This window comes from Bradyrhizobium sp. 27S5, assembly GCF_037217225.1.
GTDB classification, from domain to species: domain Bacteria; phylum Pseudomonadota; class Alphaproteobacteria; order Rhizobiales; family Xanthobacteraceae; genus Bradyrhizobium; species Bradyrhizobium septentrionale.
Genome location: NZ_CP147714.1, coordinates 6,387,790 through 6,414,436 on the forward strand (window position 1 = coordinate 6,387,790; position 26,647 = coordinate 6,414,436).

Here is a 26,647-nt window from a genome sequence, read left to right on the forward strand (position 1 = left end):
CCTTGCGGGGGAGGGTTAGGGAGAGGGGTGCCACACGGCGCGCTCTCTCGATTTGTCTCTCGACGACACGCGATCGAATTGCGAAGACAGCGCTCACGTCGACGATCCCGCCCGGGGCCACCCCTCTCCCCACCCTCCCCCGCAAGGTAGGGCTATCGCATATGGGCGAGGACGGAGAGAAGGAAGTCGTTATTCCATCTGGCCTGGAGCATTTTGTGGCTGGTGCGCGTGGGACCTGGCGTGGCTTGTAGAGCGTTAAGTGCCAGCTTTCGGATGGCGGCAAGATTTTCGGCGGCATGGCCCTTGCGGCTACGGCAGGCGTCTTCGTCGAACAGAACGTCGAGAACCCAATGCAAGTTGTTCTCGATACCCCAGTGGGCGCGGACGGCCTCGAGCAGCTTCTTGGCCGACAACCGGCGTGAGGCCAGAAAGTATCGGGCCGTGTGTTTGGCTGTCTTGCCGGCCTTGGCGCGCCAACTATCGATGCGACCGACGACAGCGATAGCAGGGAAGCTGTATTGCTTTGCCAAGTCTGGGGCCGGCACGACGATGGCCTGCCGGCGCTCGATGCGGCCGTGGGCCGATGTCCTTCGCTGGCTCGCCCGCGCTGGCTTCCGGGCCGTATCGAGCAGCGCCTTGACGGCTTTGAAGAGCCGGCCGCGATTACTCTTGATGGCCAATACATAGTGGCCCTTCCGATCGCGGATGGCCTGCGCCGTGTCGGGCCGGCAATGCAAGGCGTCGGCGGTGACAAGAGCACCATCCAGATCGAGCAGGGCGAGGACTTCGAGAGCGCCGGCAATCTCGTTGCGATTGGGAGCCTTTCTCTGCGCCAACGCCATGCGCGTGCCTGCCGCCCAGACGTTGACCATATGTAGCGGCGTAGCCCGCCGGCCACGCGTGAAGGCTCCGCGCAACGCCTTGCCGTCGATGCTGACCACGCCCTTGACGCCGAAGCTCTTGCTGAACTTACGCAAAACCGCTTCCAGACCCTTCGGGTCCAGCACGCGGAAGACGTTGCTGAACGTGTCGTGGCTAGGAATACCGTGTCCAAGCTCCAGGAACTTCCGCAACAGCTGCTCTCGGCCTTTGCCGAAGAACTCGAACTCGGTGCAGGTCTTGGCGCCGGCCAGCGTCGCCGCCAAGGCAATGACGAGGATCTCCAACAAATCGTGTCGCGTGTTGCCGGCGCGTGGATCCTTGAGCGGTCGAAACAGGCGCCTGAGTTTGCGCATTTGGGTCTCCCTCGACAATCGAGAGACCCCCAAAGAATCCAGTTCCAACCGCTTGGCAACACCCCTCCTGAGCCATATGCGATTCCCCTACCCCGCAAGGGGGGAGGGAGCCTGACTAGCGTGCTCACCTCACTTGCTAGGTGCTCACCTCAGGTGATGGCGGCGCAAATGGCAAAGGACGCGCACTACTTCTTCACAGCCACCTTCTTCTCCGCCGCGCCGCCCTTGCCTTCCGCTTCCAGCGCCGCGCGGACGCGCTTGAATTCGCTTAAGTCGGCCTTGTCGACCTCGGGGAATTTCAGCTCGAGCCGGTCGAGCGCATTGACGATGGTCGAGCCGATCACGACGCGGGCGAACCATTTGTGGTCGGCGGGCACGATGTGCCAAGGCGCTTCCTTGGTCGCGGTGTGGTGGATCATGTCCTGATAGGCGGCCTGATACTTGGCCCACAGCGCGCGCTCGGAAATGTCGGCCATCGAGAACTTCCAGTTCTTGGCCGGCTCCTCGAGCCGGGCGAGGAAGCGCTGGCGCTGCTCCTCCTTGGAGACGTTAAGGAAGAACTTCAGGATCATGGTGCCGTTGCGCGACAGGTAGCGCTCGATCGCGGCAATGTCCTCAAAGCGCTCGCGCCAGATGTTCTTGGTGACGAGGCGCTTCGGAATCTTCTGCTTGGCGAGCACGTCGGCGTGCACCCGCACCACGAGACACTCCTCGTAGTAGGAGCGGTTGAAGATGCCAATGCGGCCGCGCTCCGGCAACGCGATCATGGCGCGCCACATGAAGTCGTGGTCGAGCTCCCTGGTCGACGGCTGCTTGAAGGAGGAGACCTCGCAGCCCTGCGGGTTGACACCCTCGAACACGCTCTTGATCGCCGAGTCCTTGCCGGCGGCATCCATGCCCTGGAAGATCAGGAGCAGCGACCAGCGGTCCTGGGCGTAGAGCTTCTCCTGGAAATCGTTGAGCCGCTTGCGGTTGGCCTCGATGATCTTGCCGCCGGCGTCCTTGTCGATGCCGCCCTTCTCGGCGGTCGGGTACGATTTGAGATGAAACTCGCTCGAACCGTCGAAGCGGAACGGTGCGACGTAGGGTTTCAGTTCATCGGCGAGCGATGGGGGCGGTTTGTTGCTCATGACCTCTCGACGGCTTGCGTGGCGATTTGACCAGGTCGATCACGCTACCAAGAATGCCCTTGGGCAGGAAGATGATGAAAAGCACCAGCAGCACGCCATAGACCAGATTGTCCCAGCCGACCGCCTTGGTGCCGAAGCCAATGCGCAGCACCTCGGCCAGCACGATGGTGATGACGGCGCCGACCGTGGGCCCCAGCGCGACATAGACGCCGCCGACGATCGCCGCGAACACCATCTGCAAGGAGACCGCAATGCCGCTCACCGTGTCGGGCGAGATGAACATCTGGTACTGGCAATAGAGCGCGCCAGCGAGCGCGGTCATCAGTGCGCTGATCAGGGTGATCTTCAGCTTCTCCGCGGTGACGTTGACGCCGGCCGCCGCGGCGGCGTCTTCATCCTCCGAGATCGCCTCCATGGCGTGGCGAATCATGCTGCGATCGATCGCGCGCCAGATCACGAGGCCCAGGACCCAGACCGCGAGCGCGATCAGGTACCAGGTGATCTTGTCGTCGAACTGCAGCGCGAACAGGCCATTGCCGCTTTGGGCGCGCTGGGGCGTATAGCCGAGCGAGCCGCCGGTATAGTCGCGGGTCGCGGTGATGACCTGGAGCACGATGCCCGACAGCGCCAGGGTCACCAGCACGAAATAATGCCCGGTGATGCGGAAGCGGAAGCAGGGATAGGCCACGATCAGCGCGAGCACGCCCGCGGTTGCCATGCTCAGGGGAATGCCGATCCAGGGCGAGACGCCGAGGTGGTTCCAAAGCAGCGCGGTGACATAGGCGCCGATGCCCATGAAACCGCCATGGCCGAGCGAGACCAGGCCGAAGCGGCCCATGATCGACCATGAGGTGTAGGCGAACGACCAGATCAGGATCAGCACCAGCACATGCAGATGATAGGGATCGCGATGTACGAAGGGCAACGCGACCAGCGCAATCAGCGCGATGACCCAGAAGGCGAGCTTGCTGTTCACGAGCGCCTCGCCAAAAGGCCCGCGGGCCGGATGAACATCATGACGATGAAGAAGGCGAAGGCCAGCACGTAGCCCCATTCGAGATCGGAGAACAGGCCGCCGAGCGAGATGATCTCGGCGAACACGAAGGCGGCGATGAAGCCGCCGATGAAATTGCCGAGCCCGCCGAGCACGCAGATCAGGAAGGTGATCGGCCCGAACGACAGGCCGACGAACGGATGCACGTCATATTGCAGCACCAGGAGGCAGGCGGCGAGACCGGCAAGCCCGCCGCCGATCGCCGAGGTGACGAGATAGATGCGCTTGGGATCGACGCCCATCAGCGGCATGATCTGGCGGTCCTGCGCGATGGCGCGGATCGCGGTGCCGGTGAAGGTGCGGGTCAGGAACAGATAGACGCCGATCATGCCGACCAGCGCCGCGCCGAACGACAACAGTCGTGCGTAACTGAAATTCATCTCGCCGAGCGCGAGCACCGGCAGGCGGATGCCGAGATTGCGGAAATCGATGCCGAAGGCAACGGTGGCAAAGCTCTGCAGGATGAACAGCACACCGCCGGTGGCAAGCAGCTGGTTGATCGGCGGCGCCGTCAGCAAGGGCGCGATGACCAGGAAATGCAACGCGGCGCCCAACAACGCCACCAGCAGGATGACGAGCGGTGCGGCGGCCCAGTACGGCAAATGATAATACTGCACGAGATAGTACATGCCGTACATGCCGATCATCACGAGCTCGGCGTAGCAGATCCAGGTGACGTCGATGACGCCGAAGATCAGGTTGAGCCCAAGCGCCAGCAGCGCCAGCACGCCGCCAAGCAGGATGCCGTTGATCACGGCCTCCAGCAGGTAGATGTCGAAGATGTTGAGGAAGGATTGCATCGTCGCTGCCTTTCTTACCTCTCCCGCTTGCGGGGGAGGTCGGCGCGCGAGAGCGCGCCGGGTGGGGGCTCCCTCCGCGATACGACTCGTGGAGAGACCCCCACCCCGGCCCTCCCCCGCAAGCGGGAGAGGGAGAACACCGATCGAGTGAATGCAATCATCCCCTACACCCCCAAATACGCCTGCTTGATGGTGTCGCTTGCAGCGAGCTCCGCCGCTGTGCCGGCGGCGCGGATGCTGCCGGCTTCCAGCAGATAGGCGCGGTCGACCACGCGCAGCACCTGCTGCACGTTCTGCTCGACGATCAACACCGTCAGCCCGCTGGCGCGGATGCGCCTGACCAGCTCGAACACCTGCTGCACCACGACCGGCGCGAGCCCGGCCGACGGCTCGTCGAGCAGCAGCAGCTTCGGGTTCGACATCAGGGCGCGGCCGATCGCGCACATCTGCTGCTCGCCGCCGGACATGGTGCCGGCCATCTGGTGCTGCCGCTCCTTCATGCGCGGAAACAGCTCGAACACGAAGTCGAGCCGCTCGGCGTAATGCGCGCGGGCGCCCGGCATGTAGGCGCCCATCTTCAGATTGTCGGCGACTGTGAGCCGCGGAAACAGCCGACGATTTTCCGGCACATGCGCGATCCCGAGGCTGACGATGCGATGCGGCGGCGTCGCGACGACGTCGGTGCCTTCCATCGCGATGGTGCCCCTGATCGGGCGGATCAATCCGGAGATTACGCGCATCAGGGTGGTCTTGCCGGCGCCGTTCGGGCCGATCACGGCAACCGCCTCGCCTGCCCTCACGTCGAGGCTGACGTCGAACAGCGCCTGGAAGCTGCCATAACCTGCATCGATCGATTTCAGTTCCAGCATGCCGCTCACGCCCCGATCCGGCGGCGCGCCTGCTCGGCGACGGCGGCCGCCAGGCTCGCGTCGGCATCGGTGCCGAGATAGACCTCGATCACGCGTGGATTGCCGGCGACATCGGCCGGCAGCCCTTCGGCGATCTTCTCGCCGTGATCGAGCACCATCACGCGATCGACCACGCGCATCAACACGCCCATGATGTGCTCGACCCAGATGATGGTGATGCCGAGCTCGTCGCGGATCCGGCGCAGCATGTCGGCGGCCGCGTCCATCTCGGTCTCGTCGAGGCCGCCGAGGCTTTCATCCGCGAGCAGGAGTTTCGGGCCGGTGGCGAGCGCTTTTGCCAGTTCGAGTTTCTTCAATCCGGCAGCCCCCAGGCCCTCGACGCTGCTGTGACGATCGGTCGGCAGCCCAACCATCGCCAGCGCGCGCTCGGCCGCCTCCTCGGCCTTGGTGCGGCTGTGACGGCCCTGGCCGTAGAAGCCGGCGAGCACGACGTTCTCGAAAATGCTGAGGCGATGGAACGGCCGCGGGATCTGGAAGGTGCGGCCGATGCCGCCGACGATAATGCGGTGCGGGGCAAGGCCTGCGATCTCGCGGCCGTCGAACAGGATCGAGCCCTCGGTCGGCGGCAAGGTGCCCGACAGCATGTTGAAGATCGTGCTCTTGCCCGAGCCGTTCGGGCCGATCAGGCCGAGGATCTCGCCCTGCGCGACGCGGAACGAGACGTTGTTGACGGCGCAAAAGCCGCCAAACCGCTTGACCAGGCCTTCGACGGCGAGCACGGCGATCCCTTTCGCAGCCGAATTATTTGTAGCTGTAGGTGGTGCCGGCCGGCAGCGGCAGCTCGGTCTCGCGCTGCATCTGGCTCTTCGGCCACACCACATAGGATTTGTCGTCGATATATTGCAGCACCACCGGGAACGAGCGCTCGTTCTGCCCGGCGTACTGCTCGCCCTCGCCGAAGAACTTCACGCCGTAGCCGAGCATGGTGCCGCCCTCGGGAATGTCGGTGTCGAGCGCGGCCTTGCGCAGCGCATCCGGATCGATCCCGCCATATTTCTTGATCGCGCGCGGCAGCACGTCGTCGAAGAACACATAGGCGTTGGAGGCGCCGATGCCAACATGGGCCGAGCGGATCGGCACGCCCGGCTTGAGCTTGTCGAATTCCTCGCCGACCATCTTGATGACCGGCGGAAGCTTCGGGTCCATGCCCTTCTGGTTGGCGAGCCAGATCGAGATCGGGTCGGTGTTGAAGAGATAGTTGGCGTCGGCGCCGAGGCCTTCCTTGAGCTTCTCGTAGACGCCATAACCCGCGCCATGGCCGACGATGGCGCCGAACTTCAGCCCCTGCTCGCGCGCCTGGCGGAACAGCAGGGTGATGTCCGGATTGTAGCCGGTGTGGAAGATCACGTCGGGCTTGGCGCGCTTCAGCTTGGTGACCAGCGCCGACAAATCGGGCGCGGTCGCCGAATAACCCTCCTTGAGCACGATGTTGAAGCCGGCCTTCTTCGCGCCGGCCTCGTTGCCCTTGGCGACGTCGACGCCATAGGCGCCGTCCTCATGGATGATCGCGACGCGGAGGTCCTTCGGCTCCTTGCCGAACTTGGACATCGAATATTGCGCGATGAAGTCGGTCGTCATCATGCCGTACTGGTTGCCGGCGGCCTGCGGACGGAACACGTATTTGTAGTTCTTGCCGTCGAACACGCCCGAGGAGATGCAGGTCGTGATCCACATGAACCTCTTCATCTGCTCGACGCGGGCCGAGACCGGCACGCATTGCGCCGGGGAGAAGAAGCCCATCACCAGGTCGACCTTCTCCTGCTCGAGCAGGCGGACGGCCTCGTTGATGGCGATGTCGGGCTTGCTCTGCGCGTCGGCATAGACCGCCTCGACCTTGTAGCCCTCGACGCCGGTCTTGACGTAATGGTCGAGCATGATCTTGACGCCGGTATATTGCAGCTCGGAGCCGCCGCCGGCGAGCGGGCCGGTCAGATCGAAGATCACGCCGATCTTGATCTTCTTGTCCTGCGCATGGGCGGCATTGGCCACGCCGAGCGCCGCAATCGCGACAGACAGACCCGCGAGCCAGCGGACAGCCCTCCTGACCGGCATGAATCCCTCCCCAGAGATTGTGCACTGCATTTTTTGTTGTCGTGCCGCCCTATCACAGGGGGAGCGGCCGATGATGTCAAGCGCGATGGCTGCGTCGCCACGGCGCAGGCCTGCGTAAACTTTCGGCGGAGCATCGCGGACGCGCGGCGCCAGCGCGGGTGCTCATCAAACCCGCGGCCGCTTTGCCCTCAAATCAAAAAAGGCCACCCTGTGGGTGGCCTTCTGGTTCACTTTTGCAGGCTTGCGGCGAACAGCTTGGCGGCTTCGGCCTTCGATTCCTGATCGGCCTTGGCATCGTATCTGAGCGGCAAATTGAACTTCTTGCCGAGTTCTGTGGCTTCGGGGTTGGTGAACGCGTGCACAGCGCCGGGATACTCGATGATCCGATAATCGGCCTTCGCTGCGTCGAAATCCTTCTTGAGCGCATCGTACTGCTCGAGCTTCACGAACGGGTCGTCCGCGCCGTTCAGAATGAGGATTTTCGCCTTGACCGTTCCCGGCGCCGGCGCCGGCGTGTTGAGACCAAGTGTTGCGTGAAAGCCCGCAACGGCGGCGAGATCAGCGCCGGTGCGCGCCATGTTCAGCACCACCGCGCCGCCGAAGCAGTAACCGACGGCGCCGATCCGCTGCGGATTGACCGAGGCCTGCTTGGCGAGCTGCTCGCGCGCGGCGTTGAAGCGCTGCTCCATCACCTTCGGGTTCTTCATCACCGACCCCGAGAGCGCGCCGGCGTCCTTCGGGTTGTCGGCGGTTTTGGCGTCGCCGTACATGTCCGCGATGAAGGCCGTGTAGCCCTGCTCCGCGAACTTCCGCGCCTCACTATGGATATGCGGGGTGATGCCCCACCATTCGTGCACCATGATGATGCCGGGCCGCTTGGCCTGGGTGGCGTCGTCGTAGACGACGAAGCCCTTCATCGTGGTCTCGCCGTCCGTGTAGGTGACCGGCTCTTCCTTCACTGCTGCGTGTGCGCTCGCGACCATTGCGATGGCGCAAAGTGCTCCCATTATGTTTGTTCGCATGTTTGACCTCCTGCGGGTTTGGCACAACACTACATTGGCATGCCTACGATTCCTGCGCTAGGCTCTGCAGGCAGTGTTCGCTAGGGCCGCGCCATGCCCGCCCGCTTGATTGCCGCGTGCATGATATCGCTGTCCGAGGAAAGAAAATCGATCAGGCGCCTGGCTGCTTCCGCCGCCTTGGAGTCGCTGACCACAGCGGCTGTGAAGGTTTGGACAAGCTGAAGATCTGGCGGCAGCAGACCAACCAGTTCAATGCCGGGCTCTTGGACCAGTTCGCTGGTCGGGCCTATCGAGAGATTTGCCTTGCCGGCCCTGAGCGCTTCGGCCGCCTCAGTGCCACGCGCCTCCAGGGTGAGCCTGACCGAGTCCGGCAAATTCAGCTTTGGGAAGACCTTGTCGCGGAAATATTGTCCGCTCGTGCTGCTCGGCGCCACAATCTGGCCTGCGTCGATCAAGGCTTTCCTGAGCGCGAGATCATTGCCGATATCCGGCTTGGGCGAGCCTGCCCGAACCGCGGCGGCCAGAGGCGCCGTCGCCAAACCGGTTTCGGATCCCGCACGAATCCGCCCGTCTTCGTTGAGCTTTCGAAGTCCCTCTCGCGACAGGATCACCACGTCCGCTTTGATGCCGTGGGCAAGCTGATGCCTGATCGTCTTCGGACCGGTGCCCTCCGACGCACCTGATCCGGTTTCCACCCTGATGCCCGTGCTTCGCTCGAATTCAGCAAGGACTTCCCGGTAGACCGCGGCGAACCCGCCGGAAATGATGACCTTGATCGTTGCGGGGGTGTCGGAGATTGCCGGCGCCGATGCCGCGGCAGTGGTGGGTTGCTCGATCATTGCACCTTCCTTGCTTACTGAGGCGAAACTAGCATTACCGGGCTGACCGACAAGGTTTGGTGACTCGCCGGCCTGTCGGTCGGCTCCTCTATCAGAAGCGGGCACCAGACCGAATACAGAGCATGGCCGCCCGGGGTCTCCGGACTAGTCCACTGAGAAAAGAAAAGGACTGACTGAAACGAGCGGCGTTCCGTCGGCCGTTTGCTTCACTCTGAACTCTATTTCTTTTTCCGCGCTCGTGTCCAAAACGCTGACAGACAGTATCGCAATGCACGTTACTTCTCGCGTTGCCTTGTCCCTTGACTTCACGAGTATCGTGCCATCCAGGCTGTAGACAGCGCTTTTCTTTGCACCGTCCAAAATCGTCGATTTTTCAGTTTCCGATTTCGCAGCATTCATCATTGCGTCAAGCGAACTCGAGTATTTAAGGGTAAAAGTCACCAGCTTGTTGTTTTGATCGTCCGAAAATGTCTTGAGTACCGAACTGCGGGCATCCGAAGAACGACACTCCTGCTCCGCCATCTGGTCCGCCGCTTCTCCACAGCCACTCAACAACAGCAGCAGAACGAAGCGTGTCAGAAGCGCCTGCCCTTCCCTCATAGGTCTCATTGGATTGCCCGCGTCGGATTGCCCCGATACGCTTTGCGCCAGACCGACGACAGAGCGACACCGTGGGCAGATTATTGCGCTGGAATTTCGGTCGGCTGAGCCGTTGCACAGCCTCGGTCCAAAGCGGACCATCCGGGCGCCTCAACAGTCGGATTCCGCTTGCGGTCTGTGCCGAACACCTCATCAAAGCGCCGGTCCATGCTACTTGAATTCGGCGGCATGGAGCTTCACGAAATCGCGCGTGTTCACGGGTGCTTCGCCGTGAGCTTGTACATGGTGTCAATCAATTTCGCGGAAAGAGCCATTTGCCTGCTCCTGGGGACGGGTTTATTATTTAGACGACGTATAATTTATACATTGTAAAAGCAAGAGGGCCAATGCCGAGAACTGCCGATCCGGAGCTGCCTCACAGGATCTTGAAGGCCGCCGACACGCTGTGGCAGTCGGGCGGCGAGGAGGCCGTGACGATCCGCGGCGTGGCGGCAGAAGCAGCCACCACGACGCCGACGGTCTATAGCTACTACGCCGACCGGGAGGCGTTGCTGACGGCGTTGCGCACGCTGGCCTTTCAGCGCTTCTCGGCCTACCTCGCAAAATCCCGCGACTTTCAGGACACCTGCGTACGACATCTCGAGTTCGGCAGCACCCACCCGCGCGATTATGAATTGCTCTACGGGCGTGGCTGGATGGAGCGCGTCACAACGAGTGCGCAGGCCGGCGAGATCGAACGATACACCACCCATATCGTGCGCGCCGGTGTCGACGAAAGCAGGGCCGCGCACGTCGCCTATCCGATCATGATGATGCTGCACGGCGTGGTGATGCATCGGCTGTTGAACAAGAAGCCGGGTCCCCTCGGCCGGACGATTGCTGCAGCCTGCCTCGACGCCTGCATGACGCTGCTCGAAAGCGCGCGGCAGGAGAAATAGCAGATTGCGATTTAGAACCGCGGAGACGATTGGCCCGATGCGCTGAAAGCCAGCTTCCGAACACGGCCGCAATGGGTCAAACGCGGAAGTCGGAGCGCGCAACCGTGACGTCCGCTTCACCCCCGACGCCGGACTTTCGATAGCAAGCGCTACGCTTCCGAAAAGGGCCATGAGCCGACTCATCCAATGCAGCAAACAGCACTCTTACTTGATCACCTCATCGATACTAAGATCGCTCGCCTCCGTTCCCGGCATTGGTGAGCGCTGGGCTGCAACGTTTTCGGTGTTGGTCGGTTCATGTCGGGGCGATCTCCGTAAATGCCGCGCTGCAGAAGTGGCGCAGCTCATCAACGGATCGACACAAAAATTTAGTTCGGGCCCTTCGCGGTTAGAAGCTCCGTGTCCCGATTGCTGCTGTGGACCCTCACCCACTACCGCCCATCTGATCGCGCCGATTTGTCAGGGCCGCTGGCGCTCGCGAGAAACACGTCGTGCTTGGGAAACTTCTCGAATAATTCCGGCGGTTGCGCGAAATTGACGGCGAGCACGTCAGCGGGGTTGCCGGCAATCCACTGCGACAGATTGATCGTCTCGTAAGTGCCAGTGTTGAACCCGATCAGGATGCGCGCAGGCGTATTGCCAACATTTTCGATCGAGTGCCCGTAGCCCTGCGGAATGTAGCCAACGTCGCCTTTCTCCAGCGTCTCGACGCGGAACCGTCCGTGGGAGCCGAACAGGGTGACGGACACCCGCCCGTCGATGACGTATTGCCACTCGTCCGCGTTAGGGTGCCAGTGCAGCTCGCGTAACGCGCCAGGATCGAGATCGAGGATGACGCCGGTCACAGTCGTCGAGATCGGGAACCGACTGGCATCGACGCGCCACTCCCGGCCGCCCTTGTAGACCCCGTGTGGTTCTTGGGCGAGCAAACGGTATTTGTGCGTCTGCGGCGGCAGATTTACGCCTTGCAACGGGGCGGCCGGCTGTGCCGGAGCGATTGCCCCGCGGGCAAAATAGACCTCCGTCTTCGGAAACGAGTCAAACGTCGCCGCGGGCACGCCGAAGTTCTTGGCCAGAAGAGTCTTCGGCGCGTGGCCGATCCAGTCCGTGATGCTGAAGGTGCCGAACTCAGAAAAATACCCGTTGTCGAAAATGAGAATAAAGTGGCAGGCCTGGCTACCGAGACACTGCAGCATGTGGCCGTGCCCGCGGGGAAAGTACCAGATATCGCCAGGCTCGAATTCGTTGGTCTCCGCCCGGCCCTGCGGATCGATGACCGTGGTGCGCACGCCGCCCTCGATGACGAATGCCCATTCGGCTGCTGTGGCGTGCCAATGAAGCTCGCGCATCGCGCCAGGTTCGAGCCGCATGGAGACCCCAGCGATGCCTTTGGAGATCGGCAGCTGCTTGACCGTCGCCTCCTTGCCGTAACTTTCGCCGATAACTTTTCCCTCAGATTTCTCCAGGGCGAACTTGAAGGTCGGCAGGTCATCGGCCGCGAGAAGCGGATCGGGGACGTTGTTCATGAAGCTCGGATCGCCGGCCAGCGCTGGCTTTGCTGCGGCCACAGCTGCCGCAGCAAGCGCTGAGCCGATAAGAACGTCACGCCGCTGCACGTTTGACATGATGATATCTCCATGATGGCGTTGATCGTGATGTACCGAAACCACGCGCCCGCCCGGCCATTCATTGCAGCAGGTTGCCCCGACACCTGATGTCGCACTACCGAGCGACCGCGGTAAGTTGCTGGAAATATTTAGACCGCTCGCGGGCCGGCGCCCCGAATGCCTTGCCTCCTTTTGATGCAATGTTACAACTGGTCTAAACCACCGTACAGGGGTGCTAGTGTCAGCGTCGGGTCAAAAGCCGTCAATGACGGACGATCCAGGCAACGACCGCTTCATCCTCGGAAGCGGAGCTTTACGCGTACGCGCCTACGCCGGAAGCTGCGTCTCGATGAACGCGGTGACGAAACGCGGCATTGCGGCTGTGAGATCGGCGCGGCTGCGCACCAGATGGATGCCGGCGAGCTCCGGATGCTCCTGCCGCGCGAGATTGGCCTCGATCCGCGCACGCAGCGCGTCCGCTGGCATGTCGACGCGCAGGATCTGCATCATCGCCAGCGCAACGCCGGTGTAGACGCAGTGCCAATCGGCATCGGCATGGCAATCCGCGGCGGTGAGGCCGGTCTCTTCCTCGAGCTCGCGCATCACGCTGCCGGCGATATCGACCGTCTCGCCCCTGATATCGTCGAGATCGGGCGTGCCGGAGGGGAAATAGATCCGGCCGGCATTCGCCGTGTGCTTGCCCATCACCCCACACACAAAGGCGCCGTCGCTGGCAAGCAGCGCGCCCATGCCAAAACCGTTGAAGATCTCCTTGTCCGGAAAGCCCCAGTCACGCCAGGCCAGGAAGCTCGCGAAATCGGTCTCGAAATAGCTCGCGCTGAGTCGTTCGGCGGCAAACACCGGATCGCGCCCGAGCAGGACGCGGCCGTTCCACAATTTCGGGTTCAGCCGCTGCTGCTCGGCGAAATGCGCGTCGATCTCGGCGCGCCGTTGGTCCGCGAAGGGCCACGGACGCCGCTGCAATGCGAGGTCGAGCGCGGTGACGCGACAGATGAGCGGAGACTGCATGTCACTCGCCAAGTAGTTTACTTCGCGCTTCCGGTCGTCTTCTTGGCCTGCTCGACGTATTTGTTGGTGTAGGTCTTGGTGACGTCGATGCCGGCCTTCGCGACCTCGGGCGAGCCCTCGCTGAACACCGCGAGCACGGCTTCCGCACCCTTGGGGTCCATCTTGCCGGTTTCCGAATACATCGGGATCGTGTTCTTCAGCGCGGCCAGATATTGCTCCTTGTTCTTGCCAACGAGCTCCTCCGGCATCTTGGCCATGATGTCCTCGGCGGAATGCGAATGGATCCAGGCCAGCGTCGCCATGATCGCATTGGTCAGCGCCTGCACCTCCTTCTCATGGCCGTTGACCCAGGCGGTGGTCGAATAGAGCGCTCCGCCGGGATATTCGCCGCCGAACACCGCCAGCGTGTCGTGCTGGGTGCGGGTGTCGCTGAGGATCTTGAGGTCGGCGTGGCTGCCTTGCAGCACGGTGACGGAGGGATCGAGCATCACGGCGGCATCGATCTGGCCCTGCTCCATCGCGGCCACTGCAGTCGCGCCGAGGCCGACGCCGATCACGGCGGTACCCGCCGGATCGAGGCCGTTCTTCTTCAGCAGATATTTCAAGAAGAAGTCGGTCGAGGAGCCCGGCGCGCTGACGCCGACCTTCTTGCCGGCGAGATCCTTGATCGAACTGATCTCGCCGGTGTGCTTCGGCGAGACCACCAGCACGAGGCCGGGATAGCGGTCATAGACCACGAACGCCTGCATCTCCTGCTTCTTGGCGGCGATATTGACGCAATGGTCGAAATAGCCGGAGACGACGTCGGCGCTGCCGCCGAGCACGGCCTTGAGCGCATCCGAGCCGCCCTTGAGGTCGACCAGCTCGACCGCAAGGCCGGCCATGTCGTATTCGCCAAGCTGCTTGGCCAGCACGGTGGGCAGATAGCACAGGCAGGCGCCGCCGCCGACCGCGATGGTGATCTTGCTTTGCGCCGCGGCAAGGCCCGTGGACAGGGTCAGCGCCAGCAGCGTTCCGGCAAGCTTGCCAAGCAGTTTGTTCATGACGTCCTCCATTCGACCGGCCGGCAAGATAGAGGAGCCGGCGCGGCTTGAGAAGGCGACTTTCCGACAGCTGGTCAAGCCTGCGGCGGCGGCATAGCATCGCGGATACAAGGAAACGCCGAAGAAGCACCAAGAATACTTCAAGGGAAACACCAAGGGAGGTCTTCATGAATCGGATTGCAACCGCGCTGTCGATCGGCGCCGCCTTCGCCGCCGGCTGCGGCGTCACCCATGTGCTGCGGCCGGCGCTCGCGGCCGAGAGCATCACGGCGCAGGTCATCCACACCGGCGAGATGGAGGGCGACAAGCTCGGCGACGCCAACAAGGTCGGCTTCCGCTCCAAGATGTTCGTCTCGGCCGACGGTGCCACTGTCTCGATCCAGGACGGCAATGTGCCGAAGCACCTGCACCCCAACACCAACGAGATGCAGTTCGTGCTTGAAGGCACCGGCACGGTCTGGCTCGGCGACAAGGAAGTGACGGTGAAGCCGGGCGATCTGATCGTGATCCCGAAGGGCACGCCGCATGGCGGCAACAAGCCGAACGGCCGCGCCATCAAGTCGATCGCGATCAAGACGCCGCCGCAGGCGCCGGATGATACCAAGCTGTTGGATTGACAGCAGCCCTCTTCACGTCATTGCGAGCGAAGCGAAGCAATCCATCTCTCCCTATATGCGGACCGATGGATTGCTTCGTCGCTCCGCTCCTCGCAATGACAGCAGCTTACGGGCGCACGAACACCAGCAGCGGTTCCATCACATGACCACTGACAGATAATTCACTTGCTTCACGCCAGGCCGACTCATAATATGATGATCGTCATTTTATAGAGAGCCGGAACCATGAGCCTGGACGATCACCCCACGGTCAGGGCTGTGCGCGCTCGCAGCAGCCGGCACGTCCACGACGTCCCGGTTTCCTCGGAACTCATCAAGCGGATCGCGCGGGACTGCGGCGCCGACGATGTCGGCATCATCGAGTTCGACCGGGCGGCCATCGCACCGCAGCGGGACTTCATCCGAAAGGTCTATGGCCGGACGCGCTCGCTGCTCGCGATCGCCTGCCACATGAACCGCGAGCCGGTGCGCTCGCCTTCGCGCTCGGTCGCCAACGAGGAATTCCACAGCACCTACGATCACGTCAACGAGACCGCACGCGCGATCGTTCGCGCGCTCGACGAACACGGCATCCCGTCCTGCAATTCGGTCGCCGCCTTCCCGATGGAGATGGACCTGCCCAGGATCATGATGGTCCAGCACAAGCCGATCGCGGTCGAAGCCGGTTTGGGACGCATGGGCATCCACCGCAGCGTCATCCATCCGAAATTCGGCAGCTTCGTTCTGCTCGGCACCATCCTGCTCGGATGCGAGGCGGATGCCTACGACCAGCCGATCGACTACAATCCCTGCCTGGAATGCAAATTGTGTGTGGCCGCCTGCCCGGTCGGCGCCATCAAGCCGGACGGCGGCTTCGATTTCCTGTCCTGCCACACCCACAATTATCACGACTTTCTCGGCAACTTCGCGCAGTGGGTGGAGAAGGTCGCGGATGCAAAGGACGCCAGGGATTATCGCGCCCGCGTTCCCCGCACCGAGACGCTGAATGTCTGGCAATCGCTGTCGTTCAAGCCGGGCTACAAGGCGGCCTATTGCATCTCGGCCTGCCCGGCCGGCGAAGACGTGATCGGACCTTTCCTCAGCGATCGCGACGGCCATTTCGCCGACGTCGTGCAGCCGCTGATCGACAAGGATGAGTTCGTCTATGTGATCCCAGATACCGACGCCGAGGACACGGTGACGCGGCGCTTCCCGCACAAGAAGGTTCAGCATGTCACCTCCGGCCGCCATACCGGCAGCCTCCAGGCCTATATCTTCTCGCTCTCGCTCGGATTTCAGCGCGGCAGGGCGCGCGGCCTGGATCTCGTGACGCATCTGCGCTTCACCGGGGCAAGCGCGCTCGATATGACGGTCACGATCAAGGGTAGGAATCTCCAGGTGGTGCCGGGCCGGCATGTGGGAGAGGCTGCCTTGCTTGTTACCGCCGATACAAAGGCATGGTTAAGCTTGCAAAACCGCGACCTTACGCTTGCCGATGCGATCGCCGCAGAGCTGGTGAGCTACAGCGATGAGACATTGTTTGCGGCCTATATGCGGTGCTTCCCGCTCTGAGCCCGCAGCGTCGCTGCGTAGGGTGGGTTAGCGAAGCGTAACCCACCGTCTCTTTCGCCGCGACATGGTGGGTTACGCCTTCGGCTAACCCACCTTACTCTGCTTGCTACGCGAAATAAGCGGGATGATCGATGTCGGCGATCAGCCCTGGCTGCTGCGGCTGCCAGTCGAGCCGCGACCTGGTGCGGGCGCTCGAGGTCGGCACGTCGAAGGCCGCGAACCTGGCGAACCAACCGAAATGCTCGGCAGCCTCTTCAGGTGATTTTGAGACCAGCGGCACGTTGAGCCGGCGCGCGATCACCTCAGCGATTGCCTTGAACGACACGCCCTCATCGGCGACGGCATGGAACGGACCGCGTTCGACGCCGCGTTCGAGCGCAAGCCGGTAGACGCGGGCCGCATCAAGGCGATGCACGCCCGGCCAGCGGTTGAGTCCTTCGCCGATATAGGCCGAGGCGCCCTTCTCACGCGCGATGGCGACGAGGCGCGGCACGAAACCATGATCGCCATGACCATGCACCGAGGGTGCCAGCCGCACGACGGACGCGCGCACACCGCGCGATGCCAGCGCCATCGTTGTCGCCTCAGACGCACGCGGATAAGCAGACGAGGTAGGAATCGGCGGGTCCTCCTCGGTCGCGACGCGACCCTGCCCGACCCGCGCCACGCCTGATGTCGTGATGAACGGACGCTGCGAGCCTTCGAGCACCGCACCGAGAGTCTCGATCGCGCGCCGATCGGTCTCGCAATTCTCTGCGAACTTCGAAAAGTCGTGGTTGAAGGCGCAGTGGATCACCGCATCCGCCTGCGCGGCGCCGGTTCTGAGGCTGTCGAGATCCTCCAGCGTTCCGTAGTGAACCTCGGCGCCGGCGGCGGCGAGCGCTTCTGCGCCCTTGTCCGAACGGGTCATGCCGAGCACCCGATGGCCGGCGGCAATCAGATCGTCAGTGACGGCCGAGCCGACCCAGCCGGTCGCTCCAGTAACAAACACGCGCATCAGCAAGTCTCCAGGTTTTGCTGGAGACAAATCTGGGTCGCCGCGCTATCGTGGTAAAGTAGTGACCTTATCATGGTATAATAGCTAACACGATGAGCGAGCCGCGTACCCATGAGAAGCTGCATGACAACCTGCTCGGCGCCTATCTGAAGGACCGCCGCAGCAAGCTCGATCCCGCGACGTTCGGCTTTCCGCCGGAGCGGCGGCGCACGCCGGGCCTGCGCCGCGAGGAGGTGGCGCAGCGCGCCAACATCTCAGCGACCTGGTACACTTGGCTCGAACAGGGCCGCGGCGGCGCGCCGTCGGCGGATGTGCTGGACCGCATCGCGCGGGCACTGATGCTGACCGATGTCGAACGCGAGCATCTGTTCCTGCTCGGCCTCGGCCGCACGCCCGAGGTGCGCTACCAGAAGAATGAAGGCGTCTCGCCGCGGCTGCAGCGCGTGCTCGACGCGTTGCTGCCGAGCCCCGCCGTGATCAGGACCGCGACATGGGACATCGTCGCCTGGAATCGGGCGGCGACCGTGATGCTGACCGACTATGGCGCGCTGCCGCCGAACCAGCGCAACATCCTGCGCTTCATCTTCCTCGATCCACGCGTCCGCGCTGCGCAACACGATTGGGCAAGCGTGGCGCGCTTCGTCGTCGGCGCCTTCAGGGTGGACGCGGCCCGCGCCGGCGCTGCCGCCGAGGTGCAACCGTTCGTCGATGAGCTCTGCCGGCTGAGCCCCGAATTCGCGGCGTTGTGGCGCGACAACGACGTGCGGACCCATGGCGAGGGCATCAAGCAGCTCCGGCACCCGATCCTGGGCCCGGTCAAGTTCGAATATTCGGCGTTCGCGGTCGATGGCCGGCCCGACCTCAGCATGATCATCTACAATCCTGTCGACCCGGAGGTGGCGGAGAAGATCCGTGGGTTGATGGAGGCCGCGCCGGAGCACGAGCGTGCGTGGTCGATTGAATGAGATTATCCTCGCACCGACTGACGTTGCGAACATGGCAAGAGACCGATAGGGCTCGATTTGCGGAGATGTCAGCAGACCCCGCCCTCATGCAACATCTGCGCCCTCTCCCGACACGAGAATCCAGCGACGCCTGGGTTGATTTCCAGATCGAGCATCAATCAACCCATGGGTTCTGCATGTGGGCCGTGGAATTGAACTCTTCCAGAGCTTTTGCTGGCGCGGTCGGACTGCTGGTTGTCAATTTCCCGGCCCACTTCACGCCCGCCGTGGAAGTTGGCTGGCGTCTGGCACGGGCTTGTTGGGGACAGGGGCTCGCCACCGAGGCAGGTCGCAAGGCGCTTGAATTTGGCTTCCGAGAGCTGGGTCTACCCGAGATTGTCGCGCATGCGAGCGTCCACAACACGCGCTCTCTTCGCGTCATGTCCAAATTGGGGATGACGCACAACCCGGCCGACGATTTTGACTATCCGCGCGTCAAGGAATCAGACCCGCTCCGGCGACAGGCGCTTTATCGCTTGAAACGCAATGACTGGCCCGGCACGGCCGAGCCGCCGCGTCGATGAGTAGCGCAGATCTTTTCAACTGCACGCGGCAAACGAACGGAGATGATCGTCGCCGCCTTTCACACCGCGAAACGCGAATTGAATCGCTCCCGCCGTACGACCTGTAGTATAATGCCCCACCCACCGAGCCAACGGTGGGATTTGGGAGAAGATAGCCATGAAAGCCTCGTTACTCCTCGCGGGCCTAGCTGTCGCGATCTTGTCGATTGCCCCCGCAAATGCCGAGAACAAACCCGCACTCGCTAAGCAGGCAACCTCGGGAGCACCCTGTTCCGTCTCCAGTAGCTGGCCCAATCCGACGCCAGTGGTTTGCTGGCCAGAGGGCGTCAAACGTTTCGACAACTTCAACGAATGTAGAGAATCCCTGCTCAAGTTTGGCCACGATACCAATGGCATTTCGTGGTGGTGCCACAGCCAGGGATACAAGACCTGACGGTTTCGCACCCAGAACGCGTGAGGCCGCCAACGCTGGCGGCCTCTTTTATTGCAGTCCGACGTAGCCAGCTCGCTGGCATCAGCCCAACGCCCGGATCGCGCTATGGAAGTAGGCTCGGACCGCGCGACACGTGCTAGTCCCGCGTGACCGCCGTCGGCCGCCAGACCAAGAGCCGCTTCTCGACCATCGTCACCGCCATATCGATCAGGATGACGAACGCCGACAGCACGAACATGCCGGCGAACACGCCGGCGACGTCGAACACGCCTTCGGCCTGCTGGATCAGATAGCCGAGGCCGGCCGCGGAGCCGAGATATTCGCCGACCACGGCGCCGACCACCGCGAAGCCGACCGAGGTGTGCAGCGAGGAGAACATCCAGGACAGCGCCGACGGCCAGTAGACGTGGCGCATCAACTGCCGTTCGTTCATGCCGAGCATGCGGCCATTGTCGAGCACCGTGGTCGGCACTTCCTTGACGCCCTGATAGACGTTGAAGAACACGATGAAGAACACGAGCGTCACGCCGAGCGCGACCTTGGACGAGACGCCGAGCCCGAACCACAGCGCGAAGATCGGCGCCAGCACGACGCGCGGCAGCGCATTGACCATCTTGACATAGGGATCGAACACCGCGGCGACACGCGGCTGCCGCGCGAACCAGAAGCCGACCAGGATGCCGCTGGCCGAGCCGATCACGAAAGCGAGGATCGATTCCCACAGCGTGATCGCAAGATGCTTCCAGATCACCCCGCTCGAGAACCACTTTACAATTTGGCTGAAGACGTCGACCGGATTGGAAAAGAAGAACGGCGGCAGCAGCACCTTGCCGAACACCGGCACGGTGGCAAACAGCTGCCACAACGCCAGCGTGACGACGGCGACCAGAATCTGCAGGAACAATAGCGTGACGCGCGACATCAGGCCGCCCCCGCCTGCGTCGACTGGACATAGCCCTTCATCACCTCGTCCTTCAGCACGCCCCAGATCTCGCGGTGCAGGGCATGGAAATCCTTCTCCATCCTGATTTCAGAGATATCGCGCGGCCGCGGCAGCGTGATGCGCCAGTCGCCGATGATGCGGGCGGAAGGACCTGCCGACATGATCACGACGCGGTCGGCCAGCGCGATCGCCTCCTCGAGATCGTGGGTGACGAACAGCACTGCCTTGCGGTCGGCGGTCCACAATTCCAGCAGCAGATTTCCCATGATCTGCCGGGTCTGGGCATCGAGCGGGCCGAACGGCTCGTCCATCAGCAGGATCTTCGGATCGCGGATCAGCACCTGCGCCAGCGCGACGCGTTTGCGCTGGCCGCCCGACAGCATATGCGGATAGCGGCCCGCAAAGGCGCCGAGTCCGACCGCTACAAGCCATTTCTGCGCGCGTGCGAGCGCCTCGGTGCGCGGCGTGCCTGATATCTCGAGCCCGATCGCGACATTGTCGATCGCGGTCTTCCACGGGAATAGCGCATCGGCCTGGAACAGGTAACCGGCGTCGCGGTTGAGGCCGCCCAGTGGCTTGTCGAAGATCCGCGCCGACCCGGCGACGGGTTTCAAGAGCCCCGCGGTGACATTGAGCAGCGTCGACTTTCCGCATCCGGTCGGTCCGACAATGGCGACGAACTCACCATGCGCCACCGCAAGATTGGCCTGCTCGACCGCGGTATAGCGTCCATCCGCCAACCGAAACGCCACCGTCGCATTGTCAAGCGCGACCGCCGTCGGCTCCGTCATCCCCACCGCACTGCCTCCCGAACTTTGCAAGATGGCTTAGCGGTTTGGGCAGGCAAGTTCAACGCAGGAAGATGGCGCAGGACGCGCCGACGAGACTGCGCTCACGCGGTTTTCACGGCAGACCGGGTTGCGCATTGATCCGACATCGTCGAGGGTGCGACCAAAGTGACAGGCAGGAGAAAAATCATGCGGATCGCAGTGGTAGGCGCCGGAGGTGTCGGCGGTGGCTTTGGTGCGGCGCTCGCTCATGCCGGCGCCGACGTCACCTTTATCGCGCGCGGTGCCCATCTGGCCGCGATGCGCAGCGAAGGGCTGAAGGTTCAGGGCGGCCGCGGCGAAACCCATCTGGTCCCGACCCAGGCGACCGACGATCCCGCAAGCGTCGGCCCCGTCGATATTGTGCTGTTCTGCGTGAAGCTGTGGGACGTCGAAAGCGCCGGGGCGCACATCAAGCCGATGGTCGGTCCCGACACCGCCGTGATCCCGCTGCAGAACGGCATCGACGCGCCCGACCGGCTGATCCCGATCCTCGGACCTAACGCCGTGATGGGCGGCGTCGCGCAGATCTCAGCCTCGATCATCAAGCCCGGCGTGATCAACCAGGTCGGCACCTTCATGCGCATGATCTTCGGCGAGCTCGACGGCCGCATCACGCCGCGCGGCAAGGCGCTGCTCGACCTCTGCCTGAAGGCCGGCTTCGACGCGACGCTGAGCGAAGCGATCAACACCGAGCTCTGGATGAAGTTCGTCGGGCTCGCCACCAATGCCGGCATGACGGCCGTGACCAGGCTGCCGATCGGTAGGCTGCGCGACGATCCCGATTTGCGGCCGTACTTCGTGTCGGCCTGCGAGGAGACCATCGCCGTCGCCCACGCCAGCGGCATCAAGCTGCCGCCGGATGCGCTGGAGAAGGTCCTCGCCTTCATCGGGCACGCGCCGCCGGCCATGAAGGCCTCGATGGCGCTCGATCTGGAGCGCGGCAACCGGCTCGAACTGCCGTGGCTGAACGGCAAGGTGGTCGAGCTCGGCCGCAAGCTCGGCGTTCCGACGCCGACGCACGACATGCTCTATGCCGTGCTGAAGCCCTATGCGATGGGCGCGCCGTCCTGATATCCGAGCAGGACTGAAATCTGCCGGCCCGCCGCGCGGACCAGCCTGGAAAATTCCAGCAGCTTCTGCTCATCGATGCGCGCGCTGGGTCCGTACAGACCAACCGAGCCGACGACGCTGCCGCGGTGATCGAAGCACGGCGCGGAGACCGCGACCGTGCCGGCGAAGATCTCGCTGTGGCTGGTCGCATAGCCGTTGCGCCGCGCAAATGCCAAGGCCTCCTCCAACCGCGCGCGGTCGGCGCTCTTCGGGATGGTGGCGAGGAGTGCGGCCTGCCGCGCCGGGTCCATGAAGGCCAGCATCGCTTTGCCGGTCGAGCCTCGGGTCAGGCTCGAACTGTCGCCGACGCCGCGGCTGATCGAGAGCACGTGACGGCTCTCGCATTCGAGGATGCAGATGCCGCGATCCTCCTGCATGCGAAACAGCGCGGCGGTCTCGCCGGTCGCCTCGCGCAGGCCTTCGACAACGGGGCGCGCGACCGTGACGACTTCCAGCCCCTTCAGCCAGACATGGGACAGCTTCATCACGCCGTGCGACAGCCGGAAGCGCTGCGGATCGCCTTCGGCCTGGATCAGGTCGCGCTGCGCCAGCGTCTGCAGCAGGCGATAGAGCGTCGGCCGGCTCAGCCCGACGCGCTTCTGGATTTCGATCACGCTCATCGCCGGTTGATCGGGCGTGAAGCATTGCAGGATCGCGATCGCGCGATCGACCGCCCGGACGCCTGACGCGACCTGCTCCGCGTCCGGTTCCGTGGCCTGTGCCGTGTCCTGCGCTTCCGCCTTCGGTTTCTTCGCCAGCGTCCACATCCGCAAATTCCGCAGGGCGCGCTGCATCCAGCGCGCTTGACCAATCGGCCCGCGCGGATACTATCTCATATTATGAGAATTGTGTCCACTAGATGGACATATCAAAAGTCGACGGGAGGATTGCAATTGCTTCAGACAGACGCCTCGCGCAGATGGGCCGCCGCCACGATCGCCACGCTGATGCTCTCGACGCCGCTGGCGCAGGCCGCGCCCGACGGTTCGGGCATCTCGGACGGCGTGGTGCGGATTGCGGTGCTGGGCGACTACGGCAGCGGCCGCGATCTCGGCGGGCCGGGCTCGGTGACCGCCGCCAAGCTTGCCGCTGAGGATTTTCACAACAAGGTGCTGGGCAAGCCGATCGAGATCATCTCGGCCGATCACCAGAACAAGCCTGACGTCGCGGTCGGGATCGCCCGGCAGTGGTTCGACGTCGAGCATGTCGACGCGGTGACCGACCTTGCGGTGAGTTCGGTCGGTCTCGCCGTTGCCGGGCTCGCGACGCAGAGCAACCGGACCGCGCTGGTCTCGGGCGCCGCGACCTCCGACCTCACCGGCGACAAATGCTCGCCCGTCATCACCCATTGGGCCGACGACACCTACGCGCTGTCGGCCGGCCTGGTCGGCGAGCTGGGCCGCCGCGTCGGCAAGGAATGGTTCTTTGTCGCGGTCGACTATTCGTTCGGCACCGCGATGGTGAAGGACGCCTCGCGCGCGGTGATCGATGCCGGCGGCAAGGTGCTCGGCGCGGTGCGCTATCCGTTCAACACCACCGATTTCTCGTCCTTCCTGCTGGCGGCGCAGAGCTCCGGCGCCAAAGTCGTGGCGCTGGCCGGCACCGGCGCCGACACCGTCAACGCGGTCAAGCAGACCCACGAATTCGGCCTGCAACAGGGCGGCCAGACCATCGTCGGCATGCTGACCTTCATCTCCGACGTCCACTCGATCGGGCTGCGCGACGCGCAGGGCATGTACATCGCATCGCAATACTATTGGGATGACGACGACGGCACCCGCGCCTTCGCCAAGCGATTCATCGAGATCGAGAAGCGCGAGCCGACCAAGCTGCAGGCCGCGACCTATGCCGCCGTGCGCCACTATCTGAAGGCGATCGAGGCCGGCGGCAGCGACGAGGCGAAGGCGGTCAATGCCGAGATGCGCAAGCTGCCGGTCGATTTCTTCGGCCGCCCCGCGCATATCCGCAAAGACGGCCGGGTCGTCTACGACCTCTCGCTCTACCGCGTGAAGAAGCCGGACGAGAGCAAATACCCCTGGGACTACTACCAGAAGATCGCTGTCATCCCCGGCGACAAGGCGTTCCGCCCAGAGGGTACCGGCAGCTGCAAGCTCGACAAATAGGACGCACCATCATTCGACGCGACGCAGCGTCGCGCAAGCCAGACAAGGAGAAGCCGATGCCGCTTCGCAACGATTTCGATCAGCTTGTTGACGTCAAGGGTGGCTTCATCAGCCGCGAGATCTTCGTGGACGCCGATATCTACCGGCAGGAGCTCGACAAGGTCTTCACCCGCGCCTGGCTCCTGGTCGGGCACGAAAGCCTGGTGCCCAATCCCGGCGACTTCTACACCTCGCGGATGGGCGAGGAGTCGGTGATCCTCTGCCGCGACAAGAAGGGCGAGATCCACGTCTTCCTGAATTCGTGCCGGCACCGCGGCATGAAGGTGTGCCGCTACGAACAGGGCAACACCTCGCTGTTCACCTGCCCCTATCACAGCTGGACCTACACCACCGACGGCAAGCTGCAGGGCGTTCCGCTGCACCGGACGCTCTATGACGGCGTGCTCGACCGCGAGGCCAACTCGCTGGTCTCGGTGGCGAAGCTCTGCAACTACAAGGGCTCGATCTGGGCGACCTGGGACAAGGATGCGCCCGACTTCATCACCTATCTCGGCGACGCAAAAATCCATCTCGACCAGGCGCTCGACTGCCGCGACGGCCGCGAGGGCGGCTCCGAGGTGATCGGCGTCCACAAATGGGTATTCCCCGCCAACTGGAAATTCGCCGCGGAGAATTTCCTCGGCGACACCTATCACAATCCGAGCCACCGCTCGGTCGACCTGATCGGCATCGGCCCGAGCGCCGCCGCCGGCAAGAAGGGCCGCCGCGACGACGAGCTGGAGAAAGCGCAGCACGTCTGGATCAGTTTTCCGGAAGGCCACGGCGTGCACAGCGCGATCCAGCCGGAGGCCAACGAATATACCGAGTCCTTCCTCGATAATCCGATCCTCGAAAAATACTTCCGGCACTGCTTCGAGGAGCGCAAGCGGCGGCTCGGCGAAGGAGCAAGGCTGCTGCCGTTCGTCGGCACGATCTTCCCCAACACGTCCTATCACGGCCGACAGCCGCGCGGATTGTGCGCCTGGCATCCGCACGGCCCGACCTCGACCGAAGGCTGGCGCTTCTTCCTGGTCGACAAGGACGCGCCGCAGGAAGCCAAGGACTATCTGCGCCACTACTACATGCGCTACTCCGGCCCGGCCGGCATGACCGAGCAGGACGACATGGAGAACTGGCTCTATGCGACCGCCGCAAGCACCGGCACGGTCGCGCGGCGCTATCCCTTCAACTATCAGCAGTCGATGGGCGCCTACACGAGCGATCATCCGCTCGGCGGCGATGTCTCGACCCAGGTCACCGAGCAGATCGCACGCGGCTTCTACCGCCGCTGGACCACCTACATGCAGGGCGGCGATTGGCATGAGCTGCTTGGATCGCCCGCAAGCAACCGGCAGGCCGCAGAATGACCGCGCCCCGAAAAACCGTCCTCGTCAGCGGCGGCACCTTCGGCATCGGCCGCGCGATCACGCTCGGCCTCGCCAGGCGCGGCCATATGGTGGTGGCGTTCGGCCTCGAGGCGCCGCAGGTCTCGAGCACGGCGCAGAACGCCATTCCGTCCCTGCGCGAGGAACTGGAGCGCGAGGGCCTCTCCGCCGAACTGATGGAAGCCGATGTGTCGCAGGCTCGCGACGTCGCGCGGGTGGTCGAACACGCCATGACGCGGTTCGGCCGCATCGACGGCGTCGTCAACAACGCGGCGATCGGCCCGCTCGGCACCGTGCTCGACACCGACGAGGCGCTGTTCGATCGCATCATCGCCGTCAACCTGAAGGGACCGTATCTGACCAGTCGCGCCGCGATTCCCCACATGATCGCGCAAGGCGGCGGTTCGATCGTCAACATCGGATCCGGCGCCGGCTGGGGCAAGCCGAACATGGCGGTCTACAGCGCGAGCAAGGGCGGTGTTGTCGCGCTCAGCGCGGCGATGGCCTACGACTTCTTCCACCAGCGCATCCGCGTCAACACCGTGATCCCCGGAGGCGGCGGGATCGTTAGCGGCATGAGCCTCGGCCGTGTCGGCGGCGATGCGGCGCACTTCGGCAAGGGCGCGCCGGGCACCGCCGCCGGCCGCGCCGCCGCCGGCGACGACATCGCCAATGTGGTGGCGTTCCTGCTGTCGCCGGAAGCGGAAACGCTGTCCGGCACCGTGATCGATGTCGGCTGCTTCGCCCAGCAGGGCGGGCCGATCCCACCCAAGCCGGCTGTGACAAGTCAATGATGCCTGATGAGGAGATGAC

At 63.6% G+C, this 26,647-nt stretch carries 26 protein-coding genes; 9 read left to right on the top strand and 17 right to left on the bottom strand.

Annotated features, from left to right (window positions below; genetic code table 11):
• Positions 1-152: 152 nt before the first annotated feature.
• From WDM24_RS30195 to WDM24_RS30240, 10 genes are all read right to left on the bottom strand, one after another.
• Positions 153-1,235 (bottom strand): ISAs1 family transposase, encoded by a 1,083-nt coding sequence (locus WDM24_RS30195; protein ID WP_338821920.1) that lies wholly within the window; start codon positions 1,233-1,235, stop codon positions 153-155.
• A gap of 185 nt (positions 1,236-1,420) precedes the next feature.
• Positions 1,421-2,365 carry a polyphosphate kinase 2 family protein gene (locus WDM24_RS30200; protein WP_338828368.1) on the bottom strand — a complete coding sequence of 315 codons (945 nt, stop codon included), beginning with the start codon at positions 2,363-2,365 and terminating at the stop codon, positions 1,421-1,423.
• Entirely contained in the window at positions 2,331-3,341 is a 1,011-nt protein-coding gene (locus WDM24_RS30205) for a branched-chain amino acid ABC transporter permease (RefSeq protein WP_338828369.1), read from the bottom strand. The genes WDM24_RS30200 and WDM24_RS30205 overlap by 35 nt, the downstream gene beginning before the upstream one ends.
• The gene (locus WDM24_RS30210; protein WP_338828370.1) at positions 3,338-4,219 is read right to left on the bottom strand and encodes a branched-chain amino acid ABC transporter permease; all 882 of its coding nucleotides are present in this window, start codon (positions 4,217-4,219) and stop codon (positions 3,338-3,340) included. The genes WDM24_RS30205 and WDM24_RS30210 overlap by 4 nt, the downstream gene beginning before the upstream one ends.
• Positions 4,220-4,383: 164 nt before the next feature.
• Positions 4,384-5,088 carry an ABC transporter ATP-binding protein gene (locus WDM24_RS30215; RefSeq protein WP_338832471.1) on the bottom strand — a complete coding sequence of 235 codons (705 nt, stop codon included), beginning with the start codon at positions 5,086-5,088 and terminating at the stop codon, positions 4,384-4,386.
• 5 nt (positions 5,089-5,093) lie between these two features.
• The gene (locus WDM24_RS30220; RefSeq protein ID WP_338691176.1) at positions 5,094-5,867 is read right to left on the bottom strand and encodes an ABC transporter ATP-binding protein; all 774 of its coding nucleotides are present in this window, start codon (positions 5,865-5,867) and stop codon (positions 5,094-5,096) included.
• Positions 5,868-5,889: 22 nt separating this feature from the next.
• Complete coding sequence (locus WDM24_RS30225; protein ID WP_338828371.1) at positions 5,890-7,200, bottom strand: ABC transporter substrate-binding protein; 1,311 nt, start codon at positions 7,198-7,200, stop codon at positions 5,890-5,892.
• 227 nt (positions 7,201-7,427) lie between these two features.
• The gene (locus tag WDM24_RS30230) at positions 7,428-8,222 is read right to left on the bottom strand and encodes a dienelactone hydrolase family protein (protein WP_224741781.1); all 795 of its coding nucleotides are present in this window, start codon (positions 8,220-8,222) and stop codon (positions 7,428-7,430) included.
• 80 nt (positions 8,223-8,302) lie between these two features.
• Entirely contained in the window at positions 8,303-9,061 is a 759-nt protein-coding gene (locus WDM24_RS30235) for a substrate-binding domain-containing protein (protein WP_338828372.1), read from the bottom strand.
• 144 nt (positions 9,062-9,205) lie between these two features.
• Positions 9,206-9,661 carry a hypothetical protein gene (locus WDM24_RS30240; protein WP_338828373.1) on the bottom strand — a complete coding sequence of 152 codons (456 nt, stop codon included), beginning with the start codon at positions 9,659-9,661 and terminating at the stop codon, positions 9,206-9,208.
• A gap of 386 nt (positions 9,662-10,047) precedes the next feature.
• Here WDM24_RS30240 and WDM24_RS30245 point away from each other — a divergent pair, with 386 nt between their 5' ends.
• Positions 10,048-10,599, top strand: coding sequence for a TetR family transcriptional regulator (locus WDM24_RS30245; protein ID WP_166305130.1), 552 nt, complete (start codon positions 10,048-10,050; stop codon positions 10,597-10,599).
• Positions 10,600-11,030: 431 nt separating this feature from the next.
• On the opposite strand, the gene WDM24_RS30250 is transcribed toward WDM24_RS30245, so the two are convergent.
• The 3 genes from WDM24_RS30250 to WDM24_RS30260 all read right to left on the bottom strand — a co-directional run bounded on the left by WDM24_RS30250 (position 11,031) and on the right by WDM24_RS30260 (position 14,278).
• Positions 11,031-12,224, bottom strand: coding sequence for a cupin domain-containing protein (locus WDM24_RS30250; RefSeq protein WP_166305127.1), 1,194 nt, complete (start codon positions 12,222-12,224; stop codon positions 11,031-11,033).
• A gap of 309 nt (positions 12,225-12,533) precedes the next feature.
• Positions 12,534-13,235 (bottom strand): NUDIX hydrolase, encoded by a 702-nt coding sequence (locus WDM24_RS30255; RefSeq protein ID WP_338828374.1) that lies wholly within the window; start codon positions 13,233-13,235, stop codon positions 12,534-12,536.
• Positions 13,236-13,252: 17 nt separating this feature from the next.
• Positions 13,253-14,278, bottom strand: coding sequence for an ABC transporter substrate-binding protein (locus WDM24_RS30260; RefSeq protein ID WP_338828375.1), 1,026 nt, complete (start codon positions 14,276-14,278; stop codon positions 13,253-13,255).
• 167 nt (positions 14,279-14,445) lie between these two features.
• Here WDM24_RS30260 and WDM24_RS30265 point away from each other — a divergent pair, with 167 nt between their 5' ends.
• Complete coding sequence (locus WDM24_RS30265; protein ID WP_338691185.1) at positions 14,446-14,895, top strand: cupin domain-containing protein; 450 nt, start codon at positions 14,446-14,448, stop codon at positions 14,893-14,895.
• Positions 14,896-15,120: 225 nt separating this feature from the next.
• The gene (locus WDM24_RS30270; protein WP_338828376.1) at positions 15,121-16,446 is read left to right on the top strand and encodes a 4Fe-4S binding protein; all 1,326 of its coding nucleotides are present in this window, start codon (positions 15,121-15,123) and stop codon (positions 16,444-16,446) included.
• A 106-nt stretch (positions 16,447-16,552) separates the two neighbouring features.
• On the opposite strand, the gene WDM24_RS30275 is transcribed toward WDM24_RS30270, so the two are convergent.
• The gene (locus tag WDM24_RS30275; protein WP_338691187.1) at positions 16,553-17,443 is read right to left on the bottom strand and encodes an SDR family oxidoreductase; all 891 of its coding nucleotides are present in this window, start codon (positions 17,441-17,443) and stop codon (positions 16,553-16,555) included.
• 92 nt (positions 17,444-17,535) lie between these two features.
• On the opposite strand from WDM24_RS30275, the gene WDM24_RS30280 reads away from it, so the two are divergent.
• Together WDM24_RS30280 and WDM24_RS30285 are read left to right on the top strand one after the other, a co-directional pair.
• Positions 17,536-18,408 (top strand): helix-turn-helix transcriptional regulator, encoded by an 873-nt coding sequence (locus tag WDM24_RS30280; RefSeq protein ID WP_338828377.1) that lies wholly within the window; start codon positions 17,536-17,538, stop codon positions 18,406-18,408.
• Positions 18,409-18,473: 65 nt separating this feature from the next.
• A complete protein-coding gene (locus WDM24_RS30285) occupies positions 18,474-18,971 on the top strand; it encodes a GNAT family N-acetyltransferase (protein ID WP_338828378.1) in 498 nt (165 codons plus the stop codon).
• A 569-nt stretch (positions 18,972-19,540) separates the two neighbouring features.
• Here WDM24_RS30285 and WDM24_RS30290 read toward each other — a convergent pair.
• Both WDM24_RS30290 and WDM24_RS30295 read right to left on the bottom strand, forming a co-directional pair.
• On the bottom strand, positions 19,541-20,326 hold the full coding sequence (locus WDM24_RS30290) for an ABC transporter permease (protein WP_338691191.1): 786 nt from the start codon (positions 20,324-20,326) through the stop codon (positions 19,541-19,543).
• Positions 20,326-21,138 (bottom strand): ABC transporter ATP-binding protein, encoded by an 813-nt coding sequence (locus tag WDM24_RS30295; protein WP_338828379.1) that lies wholly within the window; start codon positions 21,136-21,138, stop codon positions 20,326-20,328. The genes WDM24_RS30290 and WDM24_RS30295 overlap by 1 nt, the downstream gene beginning before the upstream one ends.
• A 186-nt stretch (positions 21,139-21,324) precedes the next feature.
• Here WDM24_RS30295 and WDM24_RS30300 point away from each other — a divergent pair, with 186 nt between their 5' ends.
• On the top strand, positions 21,325-22,248 hold the full coding sequence (locus WDM24_RS30300) for a 2-dehydropantoate 2-reductase (protein WP_338828380.1): 924 nt from the start codon (positions 21,325-21,327) through the stop codon (positions 22,246-22,248).
• On the opposite strand, the gene WDM24_RS30305 is transcribed toward WDM24_RS30300, so the two are convergent.
• The gene (locus WDM24_RS30305; protein ID WP_338828381.1) at positions 22,224-23,081 is read right to left on the bottom strand and encodes an IclR family transcriptional regulator; all 858 of its coding nucleotides are present in this window, start codon (positions 23,079-23,081) and stop codon (positions 22,224-22,226) included. The two genes, WDM24_RS30300 and WDM24_RS30305, sit on opposite strands and share 25 nt — an antisense overlap.
• A gap of 93 nt (positions 23,082-23,174) precedes the next feature.
• On the opposite strand from WDM24_RS30305, the gene WDM24_RS30310 reads away from it, so the two are divergent.
• Genes WDM24_RS30310 through WDM24_RS30320 form a run of 3 tightly spaced genes read left to right on the top strand, consistent with a single transcriptional unit; the run spans position 23,175 to position 26,628 of the window.
• Entirely contained in the window at positions 23,175-24,410 is a 1,236-nt protein-coding gene (locus tag WDM24_RS30310) for an ABC transporter substrate-binding protein (protein ID WP_414645638.1), read from the top strand.
• 56 nt (positions 24,411-24,466) lie between these two features.
• On the top strand, positions 24,467-25,816 hold the full coding sequence (locus WDM24_RS30315) for an aromatic ring-hydroxylating dioxygenase subunit alpha (protein ID WP_338828383.1): 1,350 nt from the start codon (positions 24,467-24,469) through the stop codon (positions 25,814-25,816).
• Entirely contained in the window at positions 25,813-26,628 is an 816-nt protein-coding gene (locus tag WDM24_RS30320) for an SDR family oxidoreductase (protein ID WP_338828384.1), read from the top strand. The genes WDM24_RS30315 and WDM24_RS30320 overlap by 4 nt, the downstream gene beginning before the upstream one ends.
• The last annotated feature ends 19 nt before the right edge of the window (positions 26,629-26,647 follow it).

Excerpts from the sequence above, each read along its gene's own strand:
- WDM24_RS30195 (WP_338821920.1), bottom strand. The coding sequence starts at position 1,235 with ATGCGCAAACTCAGGCGCCTGTTTCGACCGCTCAAGGATCCACGCGCC.
- WDM24_RS30200 (WP_338828368.1), bottom strand. The coding sequence starts at position 2,365 with ATGAGCAACAAACCGCCCCCATCGCTCGCCGATGAACTGAAACCCTAC.
- WDM24_RS30210 (WP_338828370.1), bottom strand. The coding sequence starts at position 4,219 with ATGCAATCCTTCCTCAACATCTTCGACATCTACCTGCTGGAGGCCGTG.
- WDM24_RS30215 (WP_338832471.1), bottom strand. The coding sequence starts at position 5,088 with ATGCTGGAACTGAAATCGATCGATGCAGGTTATGGCAGCTTCCAGGCG.
- WDM24_RS30225 (WP_338828371.1), bottom strand. The coding sequence starts at position 7,200 with ATGCCGGTCAGGAGGGCTGTCCGCTGGCTCGCGGGTCTGTCTGTCGCG.
- WDM24_RS30230 (WP_224741781.1), bottom strand. The coding sequence starts at position 8,222 with ATGCGAACAAACATAATGGGAGCACTTTGCGCCATCGCAATGGTCGCG.
- WDM24_RS30235 (WP_338828372.1), bottom strand. The coding sequence starts at position 9,061 with ATGATCGAGCAACCCACCACTGCCGCGGCATCGGCGCCGGCAATCTCC.
- WDM24_RS30240 (WP_338828373.1), bottom strand. The coding sequence starts at position 9,661 with ATGAGGGAAGGGCAGGCGCTTCTGACACGCTTCGTTCTGCTGCTGTTG.
- WDM24_RS30245 (WP_166305130.1), top strand. The coding sequence starts at position 10,048 with ATGCCGAGAACTGCCGATCCGGAGCTGCCTCACAGGATCTTGAAGGCC.
- WDM24_RS30250 (WP_166305127.1), bottom strand. The coding sequence starts at position 12,224 with ATGTCAAACGTGCAGCGGCGTGACGTTCTTATCGGCTCAGCGCTTGCT.
- WDM24_RS30255 (WP_338828374.1), bottom strand. The coding sequence starts at position 13,235 with ATGCAGTCTCCGCTCATCTGTCGCGTCACCGCGCTCGACCTCGCATTG.
- WDM24_RS30260 (WP_338828375.1), bottom strand. The coding sequence starts at position 14,278 with ATGAACAAACTGCTTGGCAAGCTTGCCGGAACGCTGCTGGCGCTGACC.
- WDM24_RS30265 (WP_338691185.1), top strand. The coding sequence starts at position 14,446 with ATGAATCGGATTGCAACCGCGCTGTCGATCGGCGCCGCCTTCGCCGCC.
- WDM24_RS30270 (WP_338828376.1), top strand. The coding sequence starts at position 15,121 with ATGAGCCTGGACGATCACCCCACGGTCAGGGCTGTGCGCGCTCGCAGC.
- WDM24_RS30275 (WP_338691187.1), bottom strand. The coding sequence starts at position 17,443 with ATGCGCGTGTTTGTTACTGGAGCGACCGGCTGGGTCGGCTCGGCCGTC.
- WDM24_RS30280 (WP_338828377.1), top strand. The coding sequence starts at position 17,536 with ATGAGCGAGCCGCGTACCCATGAGAAGCTGCATGACAACCTGCTCGGC.
- WDM24_RS30285 (WP_338828378.1), top strand. The coding sequence starts at position 18,474 with ATGTCAGCAGACCCCGCCCTCATGCAACATCTGCGCCCTCTCCCGACA.
- WDM24_RS30290 (WP_338691191.1), bottom strand. The coding sequence starts at position 20,326 with ATGTCGCGCGTCACGCTATTGTTCCTGCAGATTCTGGTCGCCGTCGTC.
- WDM24_RS30295 (WP_338828379.1), bottom strand. The coding sequence starts at position 21,138 with ATGACGGAGCCGACGGCGGTCGCGCTTGACAATGCGACGGTGGCGTTT.
- WDM24_RS30300 (WP_338828380.1), top strand. The coding sequence starts at position 21,325 with ATGCGGATCGCAGTGGTAGGCGCCGGAGGTGTCGGCGGTGGCTTTGGT.
- WDM24_RS30305 (WP_338828381.1), bottom strand. The coding sequence starts at position 23,081 with ATGCAGCGCGCCCTGCGGAATTTGCGGATGTGGACGCTGGCGAAGAAA.
- WDM24_RS30315 (WP_338828383.1), top strand. The coding sequence starts at position 24,467 with ATGCCGCTTCGCAACGATTTCGATCAGCTTGTTGACGTCAAGGGTGGC.
- WDM24_RS30320 (WP_338828384.1), top strand. The coding sequence starts at position 25,813 with ATGACCGCGCCCCGAAAAACCGTCCTCGTCAGCGGCGGCACCTTCGGC.